The sequence below is a fragment of the Lacinutrix sp. genome (assembly GCF_029238095.1).
GTDB lineage: Bacteria > Bacteroidota > Bacteroidia > Flavobacteriales > Flavobacteriaceae > Lacinutrix.
Map to the genome: position 1 here is coordinate 18,311 of NZ_JAQWGS010000021.1, position 21,470 is coordinate 39,780.

The window sequence follows — 21,470 nt, forward strand, 5'->3', positions numbered from 1 at the left end:
GAAAAACAATATACATGTTTGTTAGAATTGTAAAAATGAGTTTTGCTGAAGAAAACATTATACCTTTTCTCGATAATTTTGAAACTGTAAAACAAAAAATTAGAAATTTTGAAGGCTGCCAATTTCTTGAATTATATCGCGATAAACATAATACTAATATCTTTTTTACGTACAGTTATTGGAATACTGAAGATGATTTAAATAATTACAGAGATTCTGATCTATTCCAAAGTGTTTGGACTAAAACAAAACAAATGTTTAATGCAAAGCCTGAGCTTGGAGTGTAGATAAAGTTGTTTCTTTATAAAACACTTGTTACGAAAATTATACAAAGCATTAAAAAAATCTAGAAATAATTAACTATGAGTTTTTCTAATAAAGTTATATGGATTACTGGTGCATCCACTGGAATAGGTAAGCATTTAGCTATTGAATTAAATAGGCAAGGTGCTAAAGTTATTATTTCATCTAGAAAAATTGAAGCTTTAAAAGCAGTGAAGCTGCTTTGTGAAAATCCAGAAAATGTAGAATTGATAGTTTTAGACATCGAAGACTACACTAACTTAAAATCAAAAGTTGATACCGCTATTTCTCTTTTTGGTTCTATTGATATTTTAGTTAACAATGCAGGTATTAGCCAACGTGCTTTAGCTAGTGAAACAGATATTACTGTAGATAAACGCTTAATGGATATTAATTATACAGGAACCATAGCACTAACAAAACTAATGTTACCACATTTTATTAAAAATCAATCTGGTCAAATAGTAGTAACTACAAGTATTGTGGGTAAAATTGGCACACCTTTAAGGTCAAGTTATGCAGCTAGCAAACATGCTTTACATGGTTTTTTTGATAGTTTGAGAGCTGAACTCTGCAATGATAACATATATATAACCCTTGTTTGTCCTGGTTTTGTTAATACAAATGTATCAATCAATGCGTTAACTGGTAACGGAACTGCACTACAAAAAATGGATACAGCTACAAAAAACGGTATTGCACCAGACTATTTTGCAATTTTAATGGCTAAAGCAATATTAAAAAAGAGACAAGAAGTTTATATTGCTGGTTTTAAAGAAAAGCTAGGCGTATATACAAAACGGTTTTTCCCTAAAGTTTTATCAAAAATGATTACTAAATTAAGCGTCACATAATACTATATATTTAATGTTAGCTATCCTGAAAAAAGAAATAAACTCGTTCTTCGCTTCACCAATAGGTTATTTGGTGATAGCTATATTCCTTTTACTTAACAGCTTATTTTTGTGGCTTTTTAAAGGCGAATTTAATGTTTTAGATTATGGTTTTGCAGACCTTTCGTCTTTCTTCTTACTATCGCCTTGGATTCTTATTTTTCTTATTCCAGCTGTAACTATGCGTAGTTTTAGCGACGAAAAAAAGCAAGGTACATTAGAGTTATTATTAACCAAACCCATTTCGCATTTACAAATAGTTTTGGGTAAATATTTTGGTGCTTTTTTATTAATAATTTTAGCGCTAATTCCTACTCTACTTTATGTTTACACAATAAGTGAATTAGGTAATCCTATTGGTAATCTTGATGTTGGAAGCACATTAGGATCTTACATAGGATTGTTGTTTTTAACAGCAGCCTACACAACTATTGGCATCTTCGCTTCTACTTTAAGCGACAACCAAATTGTAGCCTTTATTATTGCGGTATTTTTATGTTTTCTCTTAAATATTGGATTTGAGGGATTAGCAGATGTTTTGGGTAGTTTTCTAGAAAACTTTGGGATGGCTTCTCACTATAAAAGCATGAGTCGTGGCGTTTTAGATACGCGAGACATTATTTACTTTTTAAGTATTACTGCTTTGTTTCTTTTTTTAACCGTTAAACGTGTAAATACAGAAGGTTCTAAACAAGTAAAATGGCTTAATATTGCGCTTTTTCCTATTGGTTTAATTCTACTAAATAGCATAAGCTCGTCGTTTTATCAACGTTTTGATTTAACTTCAGATAGTCGCTACACATTAAACAAAGCCGCTTTAAGTATTGTTAAAAATGTAGATTCTGCGATTATTATTGACGTGTTCTTAGAAGGTGACGATTTTCCTTCAGAATACAGAAGACTTCAAACTGAAACCAAACAGTTATTAGAAGAATTTGAGGCTTACAACAGTAACATAACATTCAATTTTATAGATCCTTTTGAAGACCAAGCAAACCAAGATCTTAGAATTGCGCAATTTACAGAACGTGGTTTAACACCAATGCAATTAAGTGTTCAAGACAATGGGAAACAATCGCAACGCATAATTATACCGTGGGCTTTGGCTAGTTACAACAACCAAACAGTAGATATTCCTTTAGTTAAATACAAAGTAAATGCAAACCAGCAAGAAACAGTAACCAATTCTGTACAAAACCTAGAATATGCTTTTGCAGACGGTTTAAGTAGACTAATTAATCCTAAACGTAGAAAGATTGCTATTTTAAAAGGTAATAATGAATTGCCAGACCTTAAAATTGCCGACTTATTAAAAACGTTACAGCAATACTATTACATTGCTCCTTTTACGCTAGATAGTGTAGCTACAAATCCTAAAAAAACATCAAAATTATTAAATACTTACGATTTAGTAATCGCTGCAAAACCTACAGAAGCATTTTCTGAAGAAGAGAAATACATATTAGATCAATACACCATGAATGGAGGAAAAAGCTTGTGGTTACTAGATAAAATTATTATGGAAAAGGATAGTTTATTCAATCCTGAAGGCAAGAATATTGCAGTAACGAGAGATTTAAATTTAACCGATTTCTTTTTTAAATATGGTGTACGTGTAAATCCTGTATTAACCAGTGTTAAAAGTCAAAATATTGGCAGAATTACATTAGAAACTGGACAAGATGAAAGTTTAAAACTACAACATTTTTTATGGCCATATGCTCCTCTTGCCTTGAGCGATATTAATCATCCTATTACAAATAATTTAAACTTTGTAAAGTTTGATTTTGCCAACCAAATAGACACACTAAAAAACGATATTAAAAAAACGATACTACTTAAAAGTGATAGACCAAGCCGCTTAGAGGGAACTCCAAAAGAAATTAGCTTAGAATTTGCTTTAAAAGAACCGGATTCAAAACTTTTTACCAAAGACAGACAAAACTTGGCTGTGCTGTTAGAAGGTGAATTTACTTCGGTTTATAACAATCGTATAAAACCACTTGAGCTTGAAAATGATATCACAAAAAGTACAGCCACAAAAATGATTGTAATTGCAGATGGAGATGTAATTAAAAACGATTTAGATAAAGGCAGACCAACAACTTTAGGGTTCGATAAATGGACCAAAGAAACCTACGGAAACAAAGAATTTTTACTAAACTCCGTTAACTATCTTTTAGACGATGATGGACTTATAAACATTCGAAGCAAGGAAATTAAAGTAGCCTTTTTAGATTACGCTAAAGTTGGAAAAGAAAAAACAAAGTGGCAGATTATAAATATCATCTTACCCTTATTGTTTTTAGGCTTGTTTGGGTTTATTTTTAATTTTTTAAGAAAAAGAAAATACGCTAAAAAAGCTTAAAAAAAAGCTTCAAAAACTTATCGATTAATTAGAATAAACTGTTAATAAGTTTGTTTCAGTTTTAGGCTGTTAAACAATATATTTGTAGTAATTAATTATTCAGAATTTAATAGAATAATAATAAATGAACCATTTATAATTTAAGATTATTCTTTACAATAATCTTTAAAAGGAATGCACCATTTTTCATTAAAATAAAATATAAAAGACAACATGAAGTTTATAGTTTCAAGTACGTATTTACTTAAGCAGTTACAAGTTTTAGGAGGTGTAATTAACAGTTCTAATACTTTACCTATTTTAGATAATTTTCTTTTCGACATCAATAAAAATGCATTAACTGTTTCGGCTAGCGATTTAGAAACAACAATGTCCTCTACATTAGATATAGAAAGCGATAGTAAAGGAAGTGTTGCTATTCCTGCACGTTTATTATTAGACACTTTAAAAACGTTTCCAGAACAACCTTTAACGTTTACAGTAGAAGAAAATAACACCATAGAGATTAGTTCTAACCATGGTAAATATGCTTTAGCTTATGCAGATGGTGCAGAGTTTCCGAAAGCTGTAGCGCTTGAAGATCCTTCTAGCACTACTATTTCTGGAGATATTTTAGCAACTGCAATTAGTAAAACAATTTTTGCTGCTGGAAACGATGATTTAAGACCTGTAATGAGTGGTGTATTCTTTCAGTTTTCTACAGATAACCTAACGTTTGTAGCAACAGATGCTCACAAATTAGTAAAATACACACGAAAAGACGTCTCTGCTTCTCAAGTTGCAGAATTTATTATGCCTAAAAAACCTTTAACATTACTAAAAGGTATTTTAGCTGCAAGCGATGAGAATGTAACAATAGAATATAACGATTCTAACGCAAAATTCACTTTCGAAAACACAATTTTAGTTTGCCGTTTAATTGATGGAAAATATCCTAATTACGAAGCTGTAATTCCAAAGGAAAATCCCAACAAATTAAATATCGACAGAACTCAGTTTTTAAATTCTGTAAAACGTGTAAGTATATTTTCAAACAAAACAACACACCAAATACGTTTAAAAATTGCTGGAGCAGAGCTTAATATTTCTGCAGAAGATATCGATTATTCTAATAAAGCAGAAGAACGTTTAACTTGTGATTATCAAGGTGACGACATGCAAATAGGCTTTAACTCTCGTTTTTTAACAGAAATGTTAAATAACCTTAATGCTTCTGAAGTACAACTAGAAATGAGTATGCCAAACAGAGCTGGAATTCTAACTCCAGTAGATGGTCTAGACGAAGGCGAACATGTTACCATGTTGGTTATGCCTGTGATGTTAAATAGTTAACTAATTCCTGCGATGACAGGAATCTTATAATAAAGAATTTAAATAATAAAAACGCAACCATTACTGGTTGCGTTTTACTTTATCTTAAATAAATTTCAACTAACTAATAAAATTCTAAGATAAAAATTGCCTTCACTAATATTTTACTAACTAGTTAATAAAATTATAACTAAAAGGATAGGTAGGATTTTCTCCATTATTAGCTTTTATCGCATTAATAATAGGATATATTACAGAGATTAATCCTAAAACTAACCAACCTAATAATCCTAATCCAAATAATAAGATTAACGGTACACATACGATGTATAAAACAACTAAACTTAATTGAAAGTTAACTATAGTCTTACCATGCGCATCCATCTGGTATACTTTGTCTTTTTGTGTTAACCATAAAATTAAAGGAAGAATTAAACTTCCAAACCCTATAATTAAAGTCACTAATTGACTTAAATGTGTTAATACTAATAATTGTCTATCTTCTTTCATTTTTACTTTGATTTAGGTTGATGATTGATAAAAACCATACTAATAGGCTTCTACAAATAAGACGCAAATCAAAATGTTACAACAATAAACGTTAAAACCTTGTTAATGAGGTAATTTACTTTTTAAAACACCGTATACAAAGGTGCCAAGAAGTGCACCAAACAGTAAAACAAATATGCTTACAAAACCAGAACCTAATAGCGCATACATTGGTCCTGGACAAGCTCCTGCTAAAGCCCAACCTAAGCCAAATATAGTACCACCAATAAGGTAATTAGTAATTCCTTTTTCTTTAGGTTTTATTGTTATTGACGATCCGTCAAATGTTTTTAACTCTTTACGTTTTACTAATTGTACTAATGCAAAACCTACTAAAACAGCAGAACCAATAACACCATACATATGAAAGCTTTTAAATTGAAACATTTCGTAAATCCTAAACCAAGATGCAACTTCTGATACTATTAGCAGAATTCCAAATAGAAATCCAACTATAAAAAATGCGATGTATTTTTTCATATTAAAAAATTAAAGGAAATATTAAATGAACCATTATTAAACCACCTACAAAAAAACCAATCACTGCAAATAAAGAAGGTCTTTGTAAATTACTAAGTCCCATAATGGCATGACCTGAAGTACAGCCTCCAGCATATCTGGCACCAAAACCAACTAAAAAACCAGCTATTAGTATTAAAGCAAATCCTTTGAGGGTTAATATTTGATCTAAACTAAATAACTCGGTTGGTAAATATGAAGAATTCACACTATCAAAACCATAAGCTTTTAACTGATTTACAACATCTTCATTAATTTGTGGTGATTCTACCTTTAGAACTTGAAAAGCAAATATTCCGCCAAAAACAACTCCTATTAAGACTACCAAACTCCACATATTTTCTCGCCAATTGGTTTTAAAAAATGTTGAAAAACGTCCAGCTCCAGACATTGTGCAAATGGTACGAAGATTAGAAGACATTCCAAATGTTTTACCTAAACGTAAAAGTAAAAACATGATAACTGCTATTAATGGTCCAGCAATAAACCAAGGTAAGGGATTAAGCATAATAATTTTTTTACAAAGAAATGGTTTTTTGTCAAAAAACAAAGTAACTAAAGTTACATAATAGCAAACATTGGGTTAAGTGACTAACTTTTAACTACTTATTGGATTTGTTTTAATCGCTGTTAGCCATAAAATTTATTAGAATAGCAACTAGTGTTACGCACACTAATCCAAAAATAGCAATCATTATTACTCCGTTACTCCAGCTATATAATGCAATGTTTTGAGATATCATAATTTTAAAGTTTTAGTCATTAATTTATAGGTGTAAAATTACACTAGATTTTTGATGTTAAATATGACATTTATCATCAAAAAAAGCATCTTAAAATAAGATGCCTTGTTATTAATTGACTAAAAAAGTATCACACTTCTTTACCTTTCATCATTTTATTCCAATACAAATATGGCAATCCATATTTTTTAAGCATCCATAAACGCCAATGCTCTTTTTCACTATTAAAAACAAGCATTTGTTTAAGTTTAGGATCTGGTATAAAGTTGTTATCGTAATCAAATTCGGCTAAAATCATTTTACCATATCCAGTTACTAAAGGACAAGACGAGTAACCGTTATAGGATTTATTTCCTTTTTTGTTATGTGCTATAAGTTGTAAAATATTGTCTATTACAACTGGTACTTGCTTACGTATAGCAGCTCCTGTTTTTGCAGTAGGTAATGCTGCAACATCACCTAAACCAAAAATATTTGCATATTTATTGTGTTGCAATGTATGTTTATGGACGTCTAACCAACCCGCTTCATTAACCAAAGTGGAATTTTTTATAAAATCTGGAGCACGTTGTGGTGGTGCCAAATGTAACATATCAAAAGGCATCTCTATAATAGATTCGCCAGACATAATTTCTCTTAGCTCATTATCTTCATTAATAACACAATTATTTTCACCAGTACATACAACTTTAAATGTGACAACTTTGTTTTCCCCATCTATCTTAATTGGTGCATAAAATGGTTTAAAATGAATACCATATTTACTTATCACCTGCATTAAACTTTCTCTAATTTCTTTTACACCAAAAATAACAGAACCTGGAGTCGCAAAAACAACATTCGACTTATTTTTAAGTCCATTTTTTTTTATGTAATCTGCTGCTAAATAAGCTATTTTTTGAGGCGCTCCACCACATTTAATTGGTGTAGTTGGTTGTGTAAATAAAGCGTTACCACCTTTAAAGTTTTTAAGGACTTCCCAAGTATGTTTAGGGTCTGTATAATTACTACACACGACACCTTTATCAATAGACTCGGTTAAACCTTCAATTAAAGAGGTATCCATTATTAATCCTGGAGAAACTACTAGATAATCATAAGTAATAGTTCCGTTTTCTTTAGTTGAAACCGAGTTATCTTCTGGTTTAAAACCTGTCGCAAAATCTTTTATCCAATCCACACCTTTAGGCATCACTGAAGCCATACTACGTCTGGTTTTTTCAAAATCAAAAGTACCTCCTCCAACAAGTGTCCAAGCTGGCTGATAATAATGCCAATCTGCTGGCTCAATTAATCCAATGTCTAACGATTTGTCTTTAGCTAATAGGTTGGCAGAAGTCATTATACCTCCAGTACCTCCTCCAATAACTAAAATTTGATAATGTGATTTCATGTTACTATTTTTATTAAGTTGAGTTAGTTAGTTTCAATCTTGATAAAAATAGCAGTCAACTTCTTAAAATATTGTAACTAATGTTACATAACGTGTTAAATTTTGAGTTTTTAACCTTTTAAAGGATTAATATTTAGCAATATCTTAATAAACAGTGGAAGAAATTTTCTTTTTCTGAATGATAAAAAACAACTCTTTACCTTGTCTTGGGTTTATAGAGTTGTAAGCCTCTTCCATGACTTTTATTTCAAAATAAGGTTTAAAATACTCGATATATTCTGTTTTACAGCCACCAAAAGGTGGATGTGTGTCGTTTAATGGCGCATCAAATAGTAAACCAGCTACTTTACCGTTATCTTTTAGCATTTCATGTGCTTTTACTGCATAGGCTTGTCGTAAATTTGGATCTATTGCACAGAAAAAAGTTTGCTCGATTATTAAATCGAAAGTCATATCTAAATCAAAAAAATTGTCTTGAATAAGTTGTGAAGAAGGGAAAGAAGGTACTCTGATTTTTATATTTTGTAATGCCGTTTTAGATAAATCTACAACATACACATTTTTAAACCCTTTATTATGAAGATATTCTGCTTCATAACTATTTCCACCTCCTGGAATTAAAATTTTAAGATTTTTATTTGTTAATTGATCAAAATACACTTTTAAAGGTGGAGAAATCTCGCCTAAATCCCAACCAATATCATTTGTTTTATATCTATCCTCCCAGAAATCTTTGTTTAAATCCATTAATTGGCAGTATTTATAATATTAATGATGTCGTTTTTTTGAAGCACACCAGATTGTCTCCACACTTGTTTGCCATTTTTAAAAAGTAACATTGTTGGCACACCTCTAACCTGATATTTAGCTGCTAATTCTTGATTTTTATCAACATCAATTTTAATGATTGAAACAGCATCACCTAAGGTATCTTTTACCTCTTTTAATATTGGACCTAGCGTTTGACATGGTCCACACCAAGTAGCAAAAAAATCTACTAATACTGGTGTGTCTTTATTTATTATTTCTGAAAATTTGCTCATAGTTAAATTTACATTTTAACAAATTGAATTATAACTGAAAAAGGCACTTATTATATTATAATAATAAGCGCCTTAATAAACTTAATAGCTTATCATTATTTTAAAGTCGAAGGACAAACATAGTCCGTTCTTGGTATGTCTGTTTTTTTAATTGCACCATAACCACCAGCAACATCTATTATATTATGGATGCCTCTACTTTTTAAAATGGATGCTGCAATTACCGATCGGTAGCCACCTGCACAATGGACAAAAAATGGTTTATCTTTTGGAAATGCACTTAAGTAATCATTTAAAGAATCTAGAGGTGCGTGTTTTGCACCATCAACATGCTCTGAGGTGTATTCGCCATCTTTTCTAACATCAAACACCACGTCTTTATGTTCTGGATAGCGCTTAGCAAATTCTTCTGCCGAAATAGAATCTAAAGTATCATATTCCATTCCTGCATCTTTCCAAGCATCAAAACTTCCGTCTAAATAGCCAATAGTATTATCAAAACCAACACGAGATAAACGTGTAATGGCTTCCTCTTCTTTTCCTGGCTCTACAACCAATAATAGTGTTTGCTTAACATCTGCAATTAAAGCGCCAACCCATGGTGCAAATCCACCTTGTAAACCTATAAATATAGATCTTGGGATGTGACCTTTAATAAATTCTGATTGATGACGCACATCTAAAACAAGTGCGTCAGTTTCATTTGCTGCTGCTTCAAATGCTTTAGGCGAAAGCGCTTCTGTCCCTTTCTTGATGACGTCTCCAATGTCTTCGTAACCTTCTTGATTCATCTTAACATTTAAAGGGAAGTATTTTGGAGGTGGCGCCAAACCGTCTGTTACTTCTTTAATAAATTCGTCTTTTGTCATGTCTGCGCGTAACGCATAATTTGTCTTTTTCTGGTTGCCTAGAGTATCAAACGTCTCTTTACTTAGGTTTTTACCACATGCAGATCCTGCACCATGTGCTGGATATACAATAATGGAATCCTCAAGAGGCATTATTTTGTTGCGTAAGCTATCAAACAGGAATCCTGCCAAATCTTTTTCAGTGATTTTACCAACTTTTTGTGCTAAGTCTGGACGACCAACATCACCAATAAATAAGGTGTCACCACTAAAAATTGCGTGGTTTTTACCATCTTTATCTTTTAGTAAATACGTTGTGCTTTCCATAGTATGTCCAGGAGTGTGCAAAGCTATAATGGTAATATCGCCTAACATAAACACTTGATTGTCTTGTGCAATTAAGGCTTCAAAATTGGTTTCTGCACTTGGTCCATAAACAATTGTTGCGCCTGTTTTTTTGGCTAATGTCACGTGACCACTCACAAAATCAGCATGAAAATGTGTTTCAAAAATATATTTAATTTTCGCATTATTCTTTTCTGCTTTGTCTATGTAAGGCTGTACTTCTCTTAATGGATCTATTATAGCGACTTCACCATTACTTTCTATATAATAAGCACCTTGTGCTAAACATCCTGTATAAATTTGTTCTATTTTCATCTTTATTCTGTTTTTAATTATTGTAAAATGTATTCGGCTTTTGGCTTCGTTCATTTTAACTCTATTATTGTTTTTTTGGCTCTACAAAAATAGTTATGATTTTTATGTTACGCAGTAACAAATGTTACACGCCTATTTGGTTAATTCTCTGAAAATGATATAAATACCCATTACTAAAACAAACCAACCGAATCCTTTTTTAAGTTTTTTACCTTCAATAAAATTAGAAATATACATTCCTAAAAATATTCCGACTACAGACATTGCTGTAAAGCTTAACAAAAATACCCAATCTATTTCTAAATTTTCGACATCACCAATAAATCCTATTAAGGACTTGATAGCTATAATTAATAGTGAGGTGGCTACTGCTTTTTTCATAGGCAATTTAGCTAATAACACCAACGCTGGAATAATTAAAAAACCACCACCTGCTCCTACTATTCCTGTTAACGTACCAACTACAAATCCTTCAATAATAATTAATGGATAGTTGTACTTTATTGCTGTTTCTTCTCCTGAATCTTTACGATTACTCTTAATCATAGAGATTGAAGCTACCAACATCACCAAAGCAAAAAATAGCATGATTGCAATGTTTTTTGTGACCAAAAAGTCGCCAATGCTAAATAATTGTTCCGGAATTGCAGGTACTAAATATCTTCTGGTCGCGTACACTGCAATAAAAGCTGGAAAGGCAAAAACGATAGCTGTTCTAAAATCTACTAAACCTTTTTTTATGTTGCTAATAGCACCAACTAATGCAGATACACCTACTACAAATAAAGAATAAGCAGTGGCTGTTACAGGGTTTAAATACAATAAATACACTAAAATAGGAACTGTTAGAATAGAGCCTCCTCCACCTATCAATCCTAAGACCACACCAATTACTAGTGCGCCTAAATAGCCTAAAATTTGTTGTACGTCCATGTTTTAAATTTGATGCAAATATACTACTGTTTTATAAAGCTGAATGTAACAATCGTTACCTAACTATAACTCTAAAATTTTAATGTTATTACGATGTAACTCTATTTTTCCGTCAATTTCTAAGGTTTTTAATAGCCTGGAAATGACCACTCTGGAGGTGTGTAAATCACTCGCGATTTGTTGGTGTGTGACATGGATGACATCATTATGATTGACCATTGCTTTGTCTTTTAAATATTTAAATAAGCGTTGATCCATTTTTAAAAAGGCAATTGTATCAATCGCTTCCAACAATTCTGACATCCTGTTGTGGTAACTTTGTAATACAAATTTTTGCCACGATTTGTATTTACCTAACCATTCTTCCATTTTGGTGACTGGTATCATAATAAGTCTGGTATCGGTTTCGGCAATTGCCCTAATTTCACTTTTCGCATTTCCTAAACAGCAGGATAAGGTCATGGCACAAGTATCGCCTTGTTCTATGAAATATAAAATAAGCTCGTCACCCTCTTCGTCTTCTCTTAAAATTTTGATAGCACCACTAACCAAAAGTGGCATTGATTTTATGTAGTCGCCAATTTCAATCAATTTGAAGCCTTCCGGAATATCTTTATAAGTACCAACATTATTGATTTCTTGAAGTAAATCTTCTTCAAATAAATACCCGTATTGTTGTTTAAGTTCTTCTAACATTTTTATTTTTTGTAAAGATAAAACTAAGTTAATTTGTAATGTGTAACTTTTGTTACGCTATTACTTATCTATACCTAAGCGTTGAAGCATTGCTTAAGCATACGGTATAGTTCTGGATGTTTTTGTCTAAATAATTTTGGACGCTCAAAAAAATATTCTGAAGCTACCGCAAAAAACTCGGTTGCAGAAGTACCTCCATATTTTCTTATGTCTGATACGTCGTTATTTATGGCCTCCATTTCTTTATGCATTAACGTTAACCATGGTTGGATGTATTCCTTTCCTAGAAAATATTCTGGGATACCATCGGTTTCGCCATCCATTTTATCTAATAAATGTAAAAATTCATGAATAGGTGTGTTATGCTTATCGGTTTTGTTGTTAAAAGCTAATCTAATCGCTTTTTTAGAAAGTATCATTTGATTTTTGAAACGACCAGTACCAACCATACCTAATATTCGTTTATTTTTATTAGAAAATTGCAATTCTTCATTAAAACTATCTGGATAAACTATTATTCCTGTAAGGTTATTATAACTCCAGTTAGGAAAATTAAACACCGGAATAATAGCACTAGATGCGATTAATAATTTATCTAACTCATCGATTTCAGTATTTACACCATCTATATTTATTTCATTTAAAAATAATAAAATTCTGTTTCTAAAAATAGCTTGATGATTTGGAGTTAACTTCTTGTAGAAGAGGACTTCTTTTATTAATATATTATGCCAATGTTTGGGTATTTGCTTAACTTTTTTTGCATTTACTATATAAAAAGCATAGCCAATAAAGATTACAATTACTATAAAAATAAATATATAAAGCATGTTATTAAATTGTATTTGCAAAATATTCTAAAAATGAGAGAGAAAAAAATAAATGCTATAACTTATCTTAGCAAAAAAATCTAATAGAGATGTTAAAGGCAATATTATTTGATATGGATGGTGTTATTGTTGATACTGAGCCCTTACACAAGAAAGCTTATTTTTTAATGTTTAAGTATTACAATATAGATGTCTCGGAAAGACTTTTTGAAAGTTATACAGGTCAATCTACAATTAATGTTTGTAAGCAACTTTGTACTGCTTTTAGTTTAGAAATTCCAGCTGAAACATTAATGGCAAAAAAACGTGAATATTTTAAAGATTTGTTTTTTAATGATCCAAGCTTAAAACTAATTGATGGCGTTTTAGAACTTATAAAAAATTACTACCAAAACGGTTTAACTTTAGTACTTGCCTCTTCGGCATCAATGCTAACTATTAATAATGTTTTTACGCGTTTTGAGTTAGACCAATATTTTAAAGCTAAAATTAGTGGAGCAGATTTAAAAGCTTCTAAACCACATCCAGAAATTTTTGAAAAAGCAGCAGAATTAGCTGGCTTTTTAAGAAGTGAATGCTTAGTTATAGAAGACTCTACCAATGGTATAAAAGCCGCGCATGCTGCAAGTATTTATTGTATAGGTTATAATAGTTATCATTCAAAAAATCAAGACTATAGTTTAGCAAACCATGTGGTAGATGATTTTACTTCTATTTATTTTGATAAAATTAGTACTATTTTAGATTAATAAATTTACTTCAACAACTGATCTATCGCTTCTTTAGTGTTAGTAACAGGCAGCTTACAACTACCATCTACACATACATATATATAAGTGTCTGCTTCAATAAATCTGTTTTCCATAATTGGTAACTTACTTTCTTGTGTAGCTCCTGCAATTAAAATATTTGGCAAATAATAAATATTAACTTCTTTTAATTTTTCTTTAGCATTAGCTCCAGAAATTGCAAGCTCGTAATATGGATTAGAATAGTTTAAATATAGAGAAAGCCAGTTAGAATAGCTAGATGGTGCTTTATCAATATTAACTATCATATTATTTAGCATTTGTTTAGCTAATTCTAAATAGTTTTTATTTGAATAATAGTGTCCTAATTTGAAAAGATTATCTGCTAAAATCGAATTTGATGAAGAAATAACATTGTCATAAACCTCTACTTTTCTTGTTATTAAATCTGTTTCAGAATCTGCTGTAAAATAAAACATACTATTATTTTTATCTAAAAAATGATTTATTGAATAATCCATTAAATCCTTAGCTAAGTTTAACCATTTTTCATCTAAAGTAATTTGATATAAATCTATATAAGCCGAAATAACATGCGCATAATCTTCTGAGAAACCATTAATAGTTGCCTTTCCATTTTTATAGTTATGAAATAAAGAGCCTTCTTTTGTAAGTAGTTTATTTTTTATAAACTCGGCATTTTTAACTGCCTTATTTAAATAATTAATATCTCTAAAAACACGATAAGCATCAACATAGCCTTTTAGCATAAGTGCATTCCAAGAAGTTAAAACTTTATCATCTGTTCGTGGTCTAGGTCTTTTATTTCTTACCTTATTTAAGGATTGTTTCCACTTACTTACTTTAGCATCTAGTTCTAAAACACTAATATTATTGGATTTAGCAAAGGCTTCATCTGTTATAGTTTTAAATAAAATATATTGATTGTTTTCCCATTTACCTGTAAGGTTTATATTATAATAAGATGAAAACATTGAAAATTCTTCTTTAAGAATAGACTTTAACTCCTCTTCATTCCAACTGTAAAACACACCTTCTTCTAATTGGTTTTCATCATTTAAACTATCTGCATCAATGGAAGAATAAAAAGCGCCTTCGGTTTGTAACAATTCTCTTTCTACAAAGTTAAGAGTTTCTAAAACTACCTTTTTATAATTTTCATTTTTGGTAATTAAATACGCTTGAGAATAAACACTTACTAGCTGTGCATTATCATAAAGCATTTTTTCGAAATGAGGAATGTGCCATTTTTGGTCTACAGCATATCTAGAAAAGCCTCCTCCAACTTGATCATAAAGACCTCCATTTGCCATTTTTGTTAATGTAGTCGATACATAATCTTTTAACTCAATGTCATCATTTTGATAACTATATCTCATCAAAAAGTTTAAGTTGTTTGGCAGTGGGAATTTTGGAGCATTTAAATTTCCTCCTAATGTATAATCTAAATTTTTTTTCCATGATTGAACATATTGCTGAAGACTTTCAGTTTTAAATGGAATATTTTGTTGATTTAAAGTAATTAAATCTGAAGTTTTAACACCTTCGGTGAGTTTTTCTGCAAAAGCAATCACTTTTTCAGGATTTGTTTTATAGAGTTGTGATATGTCTTTTAAAATTTTCTCCCATTGCTCTTTTTCAAAATAAGTTCCTCCAAAAACAGGCCTTCCATCTGGTAAAGTAATACAATTTAAGGGCCAACCACCACTACCTGTCATTAGTTGTACAGCATTCATGTATACTTGATCTACATCTGGACGTTCTTCTCTATCTACTTTTATGTTAATAAAATTAGCATTCATTAATTTTGCTACAGAATCGTTTTCAAAGCTTTCTTCTTCCATAACATGACACCAGTGGCATGCTGAGTACCCTACTGATATAACCATAAGTTTATTGTCTTTTTTTGCTAATGCTAAGGTTTTAGCATTCCATGGTTTCCAGTTTACAGGATTGTAGGCATGTTGTAGTAAGTAAGGACTGGTTTCGTGTATTAATCCATTAGCAGAGTTTTCTATAGCGGAGTGTGCCAGCTGTTTCGTTTTCTCTTCACAACTTATACTTAAACCTATGAGAATACTAAAAACTATTATCTTCTTATACATATTACTTTGCGGTTTTATACCATTTTGTAATGCAAATTGGTATTACTTATGTAAAAATAAACTTTGAAAAAGATATTGCATAAAAAAAGACTGCCTTTTTAGACAGTCTTTTAATAAAATATATTTTGAGATCTAAATTATTCTCTGATAAGTTTCACGGTTTTAGAACCATTAACGCCATCAATTCTTGCAAAATAAACTCCTGTTTTAAGGTTAGAAGCGTCAATTGAAGTTTCTAATGTATTAGGACTAACAGATATTACTTGTTTTCCTAAGATATCATAAACAGAAATAGTGTTTATTACTGAGTTACTAATAACGTTCCAAGTAGCGTTTGTTGGATTAGGGAAAACAGAAAATTTAGCATCTGTAAAATTAGCTGTAGACAGCAAATCACCGTTAGTGAAAAGGAAATTATCTATGTATAATATACTGTTGTTATCTACTGAAGACGCAAAAGGGTCTATTTTCCACTGGAAAAACTCTGCTTGATCAAAACCTAAATTAGTAAAATAGGTTAATGGAATTGATACTTTAGTCCATTGCTCTGTAACAACAGCCTCATTTGTACCTATTTCATAAGTTACTTCTGTTACTGGTGTAGTATTATCACTAATTAATACAAATTTAAATCCTGTAGCTGTTGCGGCAGAATTTGTAGGTGCAAATATATAGTAATCAAAAGTTACATGATCATAAGCGTTAATAGCTCCTGTTGTACCTTCTTCACCTTGTCCGTAACCACCATTTCCTAAATTAAATTTCCATGCGTTATTAACATTAGCTGACGGATCTAAATCAACTTGAGAATCAAGACCTCCACCAAATTGATATGCAAATGGAAATATTGTTGAATAACTATTAGTGTCATTATAAACACTATAAACATTAGCATCTGTTGCATCTGGTATTGGTGCTGCTGGTATTGCTGGAGGTGTAACTACTATTGCAGCACCTGCCGTACCTTGTATATTATCTACATATACAGTTCTTTCAATTTCTGGATCGTGCCATCCGCCTCCATTCCAGTTTGGAAATAAAGCTATAGTATCATACTCACCATTTGCAGAACCTGTATTATCAAGGTTTTCATTAAACGTAAATGTAAGTGTTTCCCATCCAGATCCTGTATGCGCAGCATCTGCGGCAGAATCTATTGCACCATTTTGACCACCATCTAACCTTGCTAAAATATTAAATGGAGTTGTAGAGTATGCGTCTATAGTTACAATGTTTGTTGTTGGATCTGATACATCTATGTAATTGTCTTGCATTACTAAATTTGCACCTTGCCACGGATTACCAGCTTGCACTACAATTAACTCTCCTGCTGTAGCAGAACCATTGTTAGCATCTACACTTGGATTTGCAACAACGTTTGCTCCGCCTAGACCTTCAAAACCTACGAAATCTATAGGTGTTGTTTCAAAATCCTCTAACATATCTAATACAACTGGTATTGCAGCACCTTGTGTACCACTTAAATTATCTACATACACTGTTCTTTCAATTTCAGGATCGTGATATCCGCCTCCATTCCAGTTTGGAAATAATGCAACTGTACTATACTCACCATTTGCAGAACCTGTATTATCAAGGTTTTGATTAAACGTAAATGTTAGTGTTTCCCATCCAGAACCTGTATGCGCAGCATCTGCAGCAGAGTCTGTTGCACCATTTTGACCACCAGCTAATCTTGCTAAAATGTTGAACGCAGATGTAGAATACACATCAAGAGTTACCGTGTTTGTAACAGGATCTGATACATCTAAATAATTGCTTTGCATAACCAAATTAGCGCCTTGCCATGGGTTACCTGCTTGTACTACAATTAGCTCACCTACTGTAGCAGAACCATTGTTAGCATCTACACTTGGGTTTGCAACAACGTTTGCACCACCTAGACCTTCAAAACCTGAAAGGTTTGGCGAAGACTCAAAGTCTTCAAGATTTGTCTGTGAGTAGCCAAAAGCAAACATCACAAGAGCGAATAAAAAAGGAATTTTTCTCATAATTTTTAGTTTTTAATTTGTTAAAAATAGTTGTTTTTATTGTAATTAAACATCTTAACACCTATACAAAAACAATACACCTAAACGTTTTAGGCTATTGAATGCATATAAGCGTATTAAATATTATCTTACAATGGAATTATTATAAAGTTTCGTTTTTTTAATTGTTAATTTTATAAAGTGTTGGTTTGTAATTATTATTAGTTATGACAATCATAGGATTGTGCTTTTTGTTTAATATATTGATACTTCTACTATCAAAAGGAACATAAAATCCACTTTGTGTTGGTGTAATATATTTAAAATTATTAAACCCATCTCCTAAAAATACTGTACCGAAACCGGCATCGTAACGTGTGGTTTCAACTTCTACACCATAATGATTTCCTACGGTAATAATATCTTTATTTCCGTCTTGATTTATATCAAACACAAGGGTAGATTTAATTGGTGAAATTTGAGCTTCGAATGGTAACGGTTTTTTTATAAACTTACCATTATCGTTAATTAAAATGATACTTTCAAAGTTTTTAATCTCATAAACAACTGCATCTTCAACTTTATCTTCTGGAAGAATATCTATTAGTTTGGACGAAGCAAAACTGTGATAGTCTTTAAATTTATCTGCAACATATGGCATTTGTTGACTTGTACATTCTCTCCCACGAAGTGGAACATAATTGTTTTTATAGTATTTTGCTAAAACTACATCATTAGTACCATTATTATCAAAATCATTAGTATATACTTTAAAAGGATGTTCTTCTGAAGCTTTAAACTTATTGTTTTTACCTAAGTTACCGATAATGTAATCATCATCACCGTCATTATCTAAATCACTTGCTGTTATTGACCACCAGAAGCCTCGAGTGTCTTTTAGATTATAATCTTCAGTGGCTTTTACAAAACGTCCGTCGGTGTTTTTAAGTAGTGTTATTTCCATCCACTCACCAACTATCATTAGATCCTCATCGTTATCATTGTCTATATCTGTGAATACAGCATCTGTAACCATTCCTATTTCATTTAAAGATGGAGCTGCCTTAGAAGATAATTTTTTAAATTTTCCGTTTTCATTTACAAGTAAGTAACTTGTAGACGGATACGTGTAAGCACCAGGAATTAGACGTATCCCAACAAATAAATCTAAATCCCCATCTTTATCTATATCTGAAACTTTTACACATTGAGAACTCTGTTTAATTGGTGGCAAAGTATTCTTGGATTTGGTAAAAATGCCATTACCATTGTTAAGATATAGTCTATCTTGTAAATGCGGGCTTCCAATTTTAAATTCGCTACCACCACTTGCAATGTAAAGATCCATATCATTATCATTATCAACGTCTAAAAACACACACCCTAAATCTTCGGAAATTTTGTCTTTTTCCCAAGGCTGAGAGGCACTCTTGATATACAAATTGTTTTTGTTTTGTATATAAAGTACGCCACTTTGGTCTTTTGCGCCTCCGATAAAAATATCATCCAATCCATCACCGTTAACGTCTGCATTAGCTGAGAAAGGTCCGTTTTGAGAGATGTTATGTGGAAGTAGTATTTCTTCTACAAATTCATCAAATTCATTTTCTATATGTTGGTAATCAATACCAATAGTTTTTGGATTTATTTCTGTAACTAATGGGTTTGGTTTAGTGTTAGTGTTTGTTTTAGGTTTTGCATCTGACTCACGCGCAATAAGCACCGTATTAGCAGACACATTTGTATAGCTATTGGAAGTACCGTTTGGCCAAATCACCTCAACGTTATCAATAACTTTGTCTTTCCCTAATCCAAAAAATATACCGTGCTCTACAGAAGAAATAAAACCTCTTGTTACTGTATTTTCAGCAAATTGTTGTGTTCCGTTGTGTGTAATTTTTGCTTTTGCACCTATACCTAATGTGTTTTTATCTGAGCCTTGTACGTTAATTTTTAAAAAATTACCCGTGGCTTTATTTTTATAAATGAAAGCTGTGTCATCTATATTATTTATTACTACATCTAAATCACCATCATTATCTAAATCCCCGTATGCCATACCATTTGAAAAACTTGGTGTTTCAAAACCCCAATCTTTTGTTACTTTTTCAAATTGATAGTTCCCTTTATTTTTATAAGCATAGTTTGGTATTCGTTGAGAGGGAGTTTCTTTGCTTAATTCAAATAGTTTTTCTGCAGTAGTTTCTTTACCCAGTTTACTAACTTTAGTTCTATAATCATTATTATCTACGTCTTTTTTTATACCATTTGAAACAATAATATCTTTAAGACCATCATTATCTAAATCTACAATAAGACTTGCCCAACTCCAGTCTGTAAATGCAACACCAGCCATATTTGCTATATCAGAAAATGTTCCTAGACCTGTATTAATTTGTAGTGTATTTGTCATGTATTGGTAGTGAGCACCAGCTTTTACGTAATTTCTAAACTGCTCTGTACTCATGGACGCCATATTTGTTTTTGACCTATAGTGATCTTCTGGTGTCATATCTGTGGTAATTAAATCTAATAAGCCATCATTATTAATATCTCCAGTATCTGTACCCATACTTAGTTGTGTAATATGTTTTAGCTTTTCGTTTATAACATTTGTAAAAGTACCATTACCATTATTGTAGTACATAAAATCTGGCTCTGCATAGTCATTGGAAACATATAGATCCATCCATCCATCATTATTTAGGTCTGAAGCATTAACACTTAAACCATAAGCAACATTAGTGGATATACCAACGTCTTTAGAAACATTTGTAAACTTACCATTGTCATTTCTATATAGCCGATCTCTAAAAAATTTGTATTGACTTTTAGGTATTTTATTGAGTAATAATAATTTTTTATCTGGTAATTGATTGACTTGGTACATGTCTAAATCACCATCGTTATCCATATCAAAAAACACAGCTTGTGTAGAAAAACCAACATCTGCTAAGCCATAAAGCTGTGCAGACTCTGTAAATGTTAAATCTTGATTATTAATGTATAATTGATTTCTGCGATCCTCGGGTTTTGTTGAGTTTCCGTTGCGACTCACATATATATCTAAATAACCGTCTGCATTAACATCTGCCATAGTAACTCCCCATGTCCAACCATTATTTTTAGCAACTTTAGATGTTTTAGTAATATCTTCAAATTTAAAATCTCCTTTGTTTAGATAAAGTCTATCTGAAACTTGATTTCCCCCAAAAAAAACATCTGGTAATCCATCATTGTTTATATCTCCTATAGCAACACCAGATCCAATGTATATTTGACTGTAAAAGTGGTGATTAAAATATGTAGATTCTTTTATAGTGTTGTTGAAATCTATTCCTGTTTGGTCTGAAGACAATAACTCAAAACCACCAACTAATTCTTCAGGATTTAGGTCTCTCTTAGTTTCGTTTTTACAGTTAAAAAAAACTGCAATACTAGCACATATCATTAAAATATTAATATACCTCATTAAAAATAATATTAGTTATCGCTATGCTTTAAAAGTGTCTTGT

The 21,470-nt window shown here is 31.3% G+C and carries 18 protein-coding genes and 1 pseudogene; 5 read left to right on the top strand and 14 right to left on the bottom strand.

The annotated features are described in order from the left end of the window. Positions 1-14: 14 nt before the first annotated feature. From P8H50_RS05375 to dnaN, 4 genes and pseudogenes are all read left to right on the top strand, one after another. Positions 15-307, top strand: a pseudogene (locus P8H50_RS05375) (antibiotic biosynthesis monooxygenase family protein). Between the two features lie 55 nt (positions 308-362). Continuing rightward, complete coding sequence (locus P8H50_RS05380; RefSeq protein WP_300206381.1) at positions 363-1,157, top strand: SDR family oxidoreductase; 795 nt, start codon at positions 363-365, stop codon at positions 1,155-1,157. Between the two features lie 13 nt (positions 1,158-1,170). Next, a complete protein-coding gene (gene gldG, locus P8H50_RS05385) occupies positions 1,171-3,564 on the top strand; it encodes a gliding motility-associated ABC transporter substrate-binding protein GldG (protein ID WP_300206383.1) in 2,394 nt (797 codons plus the stop codon). Between the two features lie 213 nt (positions 3,565-3,777). Continuing rightward, positions 3,778-4,896, top strand: a complete 1,119-nt coding sequence (gene dnaN, locus P8H50_RS05390; protein WP_300206385.1) for a DNA polymerase III subunit beta — start codon at positions 3,778-3,780, stop codon at positions 4,894-4,896. A 150-nt stretch (positions 4,897-5,046) separates the two neighbouring features. On the opposite strand, the gene P8H50_RS05395 is transcribed toward dnaN, so the two are convergent. From P8H50_RS05395 to P8H50_RS05445, 11 genes are all read right to left on the bottom strand, one after another. Continuing rightward, the gene (locus P8H50_RS05395) at positions 5,047-5,385 is read right to left on the bottom strand and encodes a DUF4870 domain-containing protein (RefSeq protein ID WP_300206387.1); all 339 of its coding nucleotides are present in this window, start codon (positions 5,383-5,385) and stop codon (positions 5,047-5,049) included. 102 nt (positions 5,386-5,487) lie between these two features. Next, positions 5,488-5,904 (bottom strand): DUF6691 family protein, encoded by a 417-nt coding sequence (locus P8H50_RS05400; protein WP_300206389.1) that lies wholly within the window; start codon positions 5,902-5,904, stop codon positions 5,488-5,490. Between the two features lies 1 nt (position 5,905). After that, positions 5,906-6,451 carry a YeeE/YedE thiosulfate transporter family protein gene (locus P8H50_RS05405; protein WP_300206392.1) on the bottom strand — a complete coding sequence of 182 codons (546 nt, stop codon included), beginning with the start codon at positions 6,449-6,451 and terminating at the stop codon, positions 5,906-5,908. Positions 6,452-6,563: 112 nt separating this feature from the next. Next, a complete protein-coding gene (locus P8H50_RS05410; protein ID WP_300206394.1) occupies positions 6,564-6,686 on the bottom strand; it encodes a hypothetical protein in 123 nt (40 codons plus the stop codon). 130 nt (positions 6,687-6,816) lie between these two features. Further along, positions 6,817-8,079 (bottom strand): FAD/NAD(P)-binding oxidoreductase, encoded by a 1,263-nt coding sequence (locus P8H50_RS05415; protein WP_300206396.1) that lies wholly within the window; start codon positions 8,077-8,079, stop codon positions 6,817-6,819. A gap of 144 nt (positions 8,080-8,223) precedes the next feature. Beyond that, positions 8,224-8,826 (bottom strand): methyltransferase domain-containing protein, encoded by a 603-nt coding sequence (locus tag P8H50_RS05420; protein ID WP_300206398.1) that lies wholly within the window; start codon positions 8,824-8,826, stop codon positions 8,224-8,226. Then, positions 8,826-9,122 carry a thioredoxin gene (gene trxA, locus P8H50_RS05425; protein WP_300206400.1) on the bottom strand — a complete coding sequence of 99 codons (297 nt, stop codon included), beginning with the start codon at positions 9,120-9,122 and terminating at the stop codon, positions 8,826-8,828. Before trxA ends, P8H50_RS05420 begins: the two co-directional genes overlap by 1 nt. 95 nt (positions 9,123-9,217) lie before the next feature. After that, on the bottom strand, positions 9,218-10,630 hold the full coding sequence (locus P8H50_RS05430; protein ID WP_300206402.1) for an MBL fold metallo-hydrolase: 1,413 nt from the start codon (positions 10,628-10,630) through the stop codon (positions 9,218-9,220). Positions 10,631-10,762: 132 nt separating this feature from the next. Next, a complete protein-coding gene (locus P8H50_RS05435; protein ID WP_300206404.1) occupies positions 10,763-11,563 on the bottom strand; it encodes a sulfite exporter TauE/SafE family protein in 801 nt (266 codons plus the stop codon). A 63-nt stretch (positions 11,564-11,626) separates the two neighbouring features. Beyond that, positions 11,627-12,259: a Crp/Fnr family transcriptional regulator gene (locus P8H50_RS05440; RefSeq protein ID WP_300206406.1), complete on the bottom strand. Its 633-nt coding sequence runs from the start codon at positions 12,257-12,259 to the stop codon at positions 11,627-11,629. A gap of 74 nt (positions 12,260-12,333) precedes the next feature. After that, positions 12,334-13,089 (bottom strand): M90 family metallopeptidase, encoded by a 756-nt coding sequence (locus P8H50_RS05445; protein WP_300206408.1) that lies wholly within the window; start codon positions 13,087-13,089, stop codon positions 12,334-12,336. 89 nt (positions 13,090-13,178) lie between these two features. On the opposite strand from P8H50_RS05445, the gene P8H50_RS05450 reads away from it, so the two are divergent. After that, the gene (locus P8H50_RS05450) at positions 13,179-13,838 is read left to right on the top strand and encodes an HAD family phosphatase (RefSeq protein WP_300206410.1); all 660 of its coding nucleotides are present in this window, start codon (positions 13,179-13,181) and stop codon (positions 13,836-13,838) included. Positions 13,839-13,843: 5 nt separating this feature from the next. On the opposite strand, the gene P8H50_RS05455 is transcribed toward P8H50_RS05450, so the two are convergent. The 3 genes from P8H50_RS05455 to P8H50_RS05465 form a co-directional block, all read right to left on the bottom strand. Further along, positions 13,844-15,964 (bottom strand): thioredoxin domain-containing protein, encoded by a 2,121-nt coding sequence (locus tag P8H50_RS05455; protein WP_300206412.1) that lies wholly within the window; start codon positions 15,962-15,964, stop codon positions 13,844-13,846. Between the two features lie 137 nt (positions 15,965-16,101). Continuing rightward, positions 16,102-17,976: a T9SS type A sorting domain-containing protein gene (locus tag P8H50_RS05460; RefSeq protein ID WP_300206414.1), complete on the bottom strand. Its 1,875-nt coding sequence runs from the start codon at positions 17,974-17,976 to the stop codon at positions 16,102-16,104. A gap of 160 nt (positions 17,977-18,136) precedes the next feature. Further along, on the bottom strand, positions 18,137-21,427 hold the full coding sequence (locus P8H50_RS05465; protein WP_300206416.1) for a VCBS repeat-containing protein: 3,291 nt from the start codon (positions 21,425-21,427) through the stop codon (positions 18,137-18,139). Between the last annotated feature and the right edge of the window lie 43 nt (positions 21,428-21,470).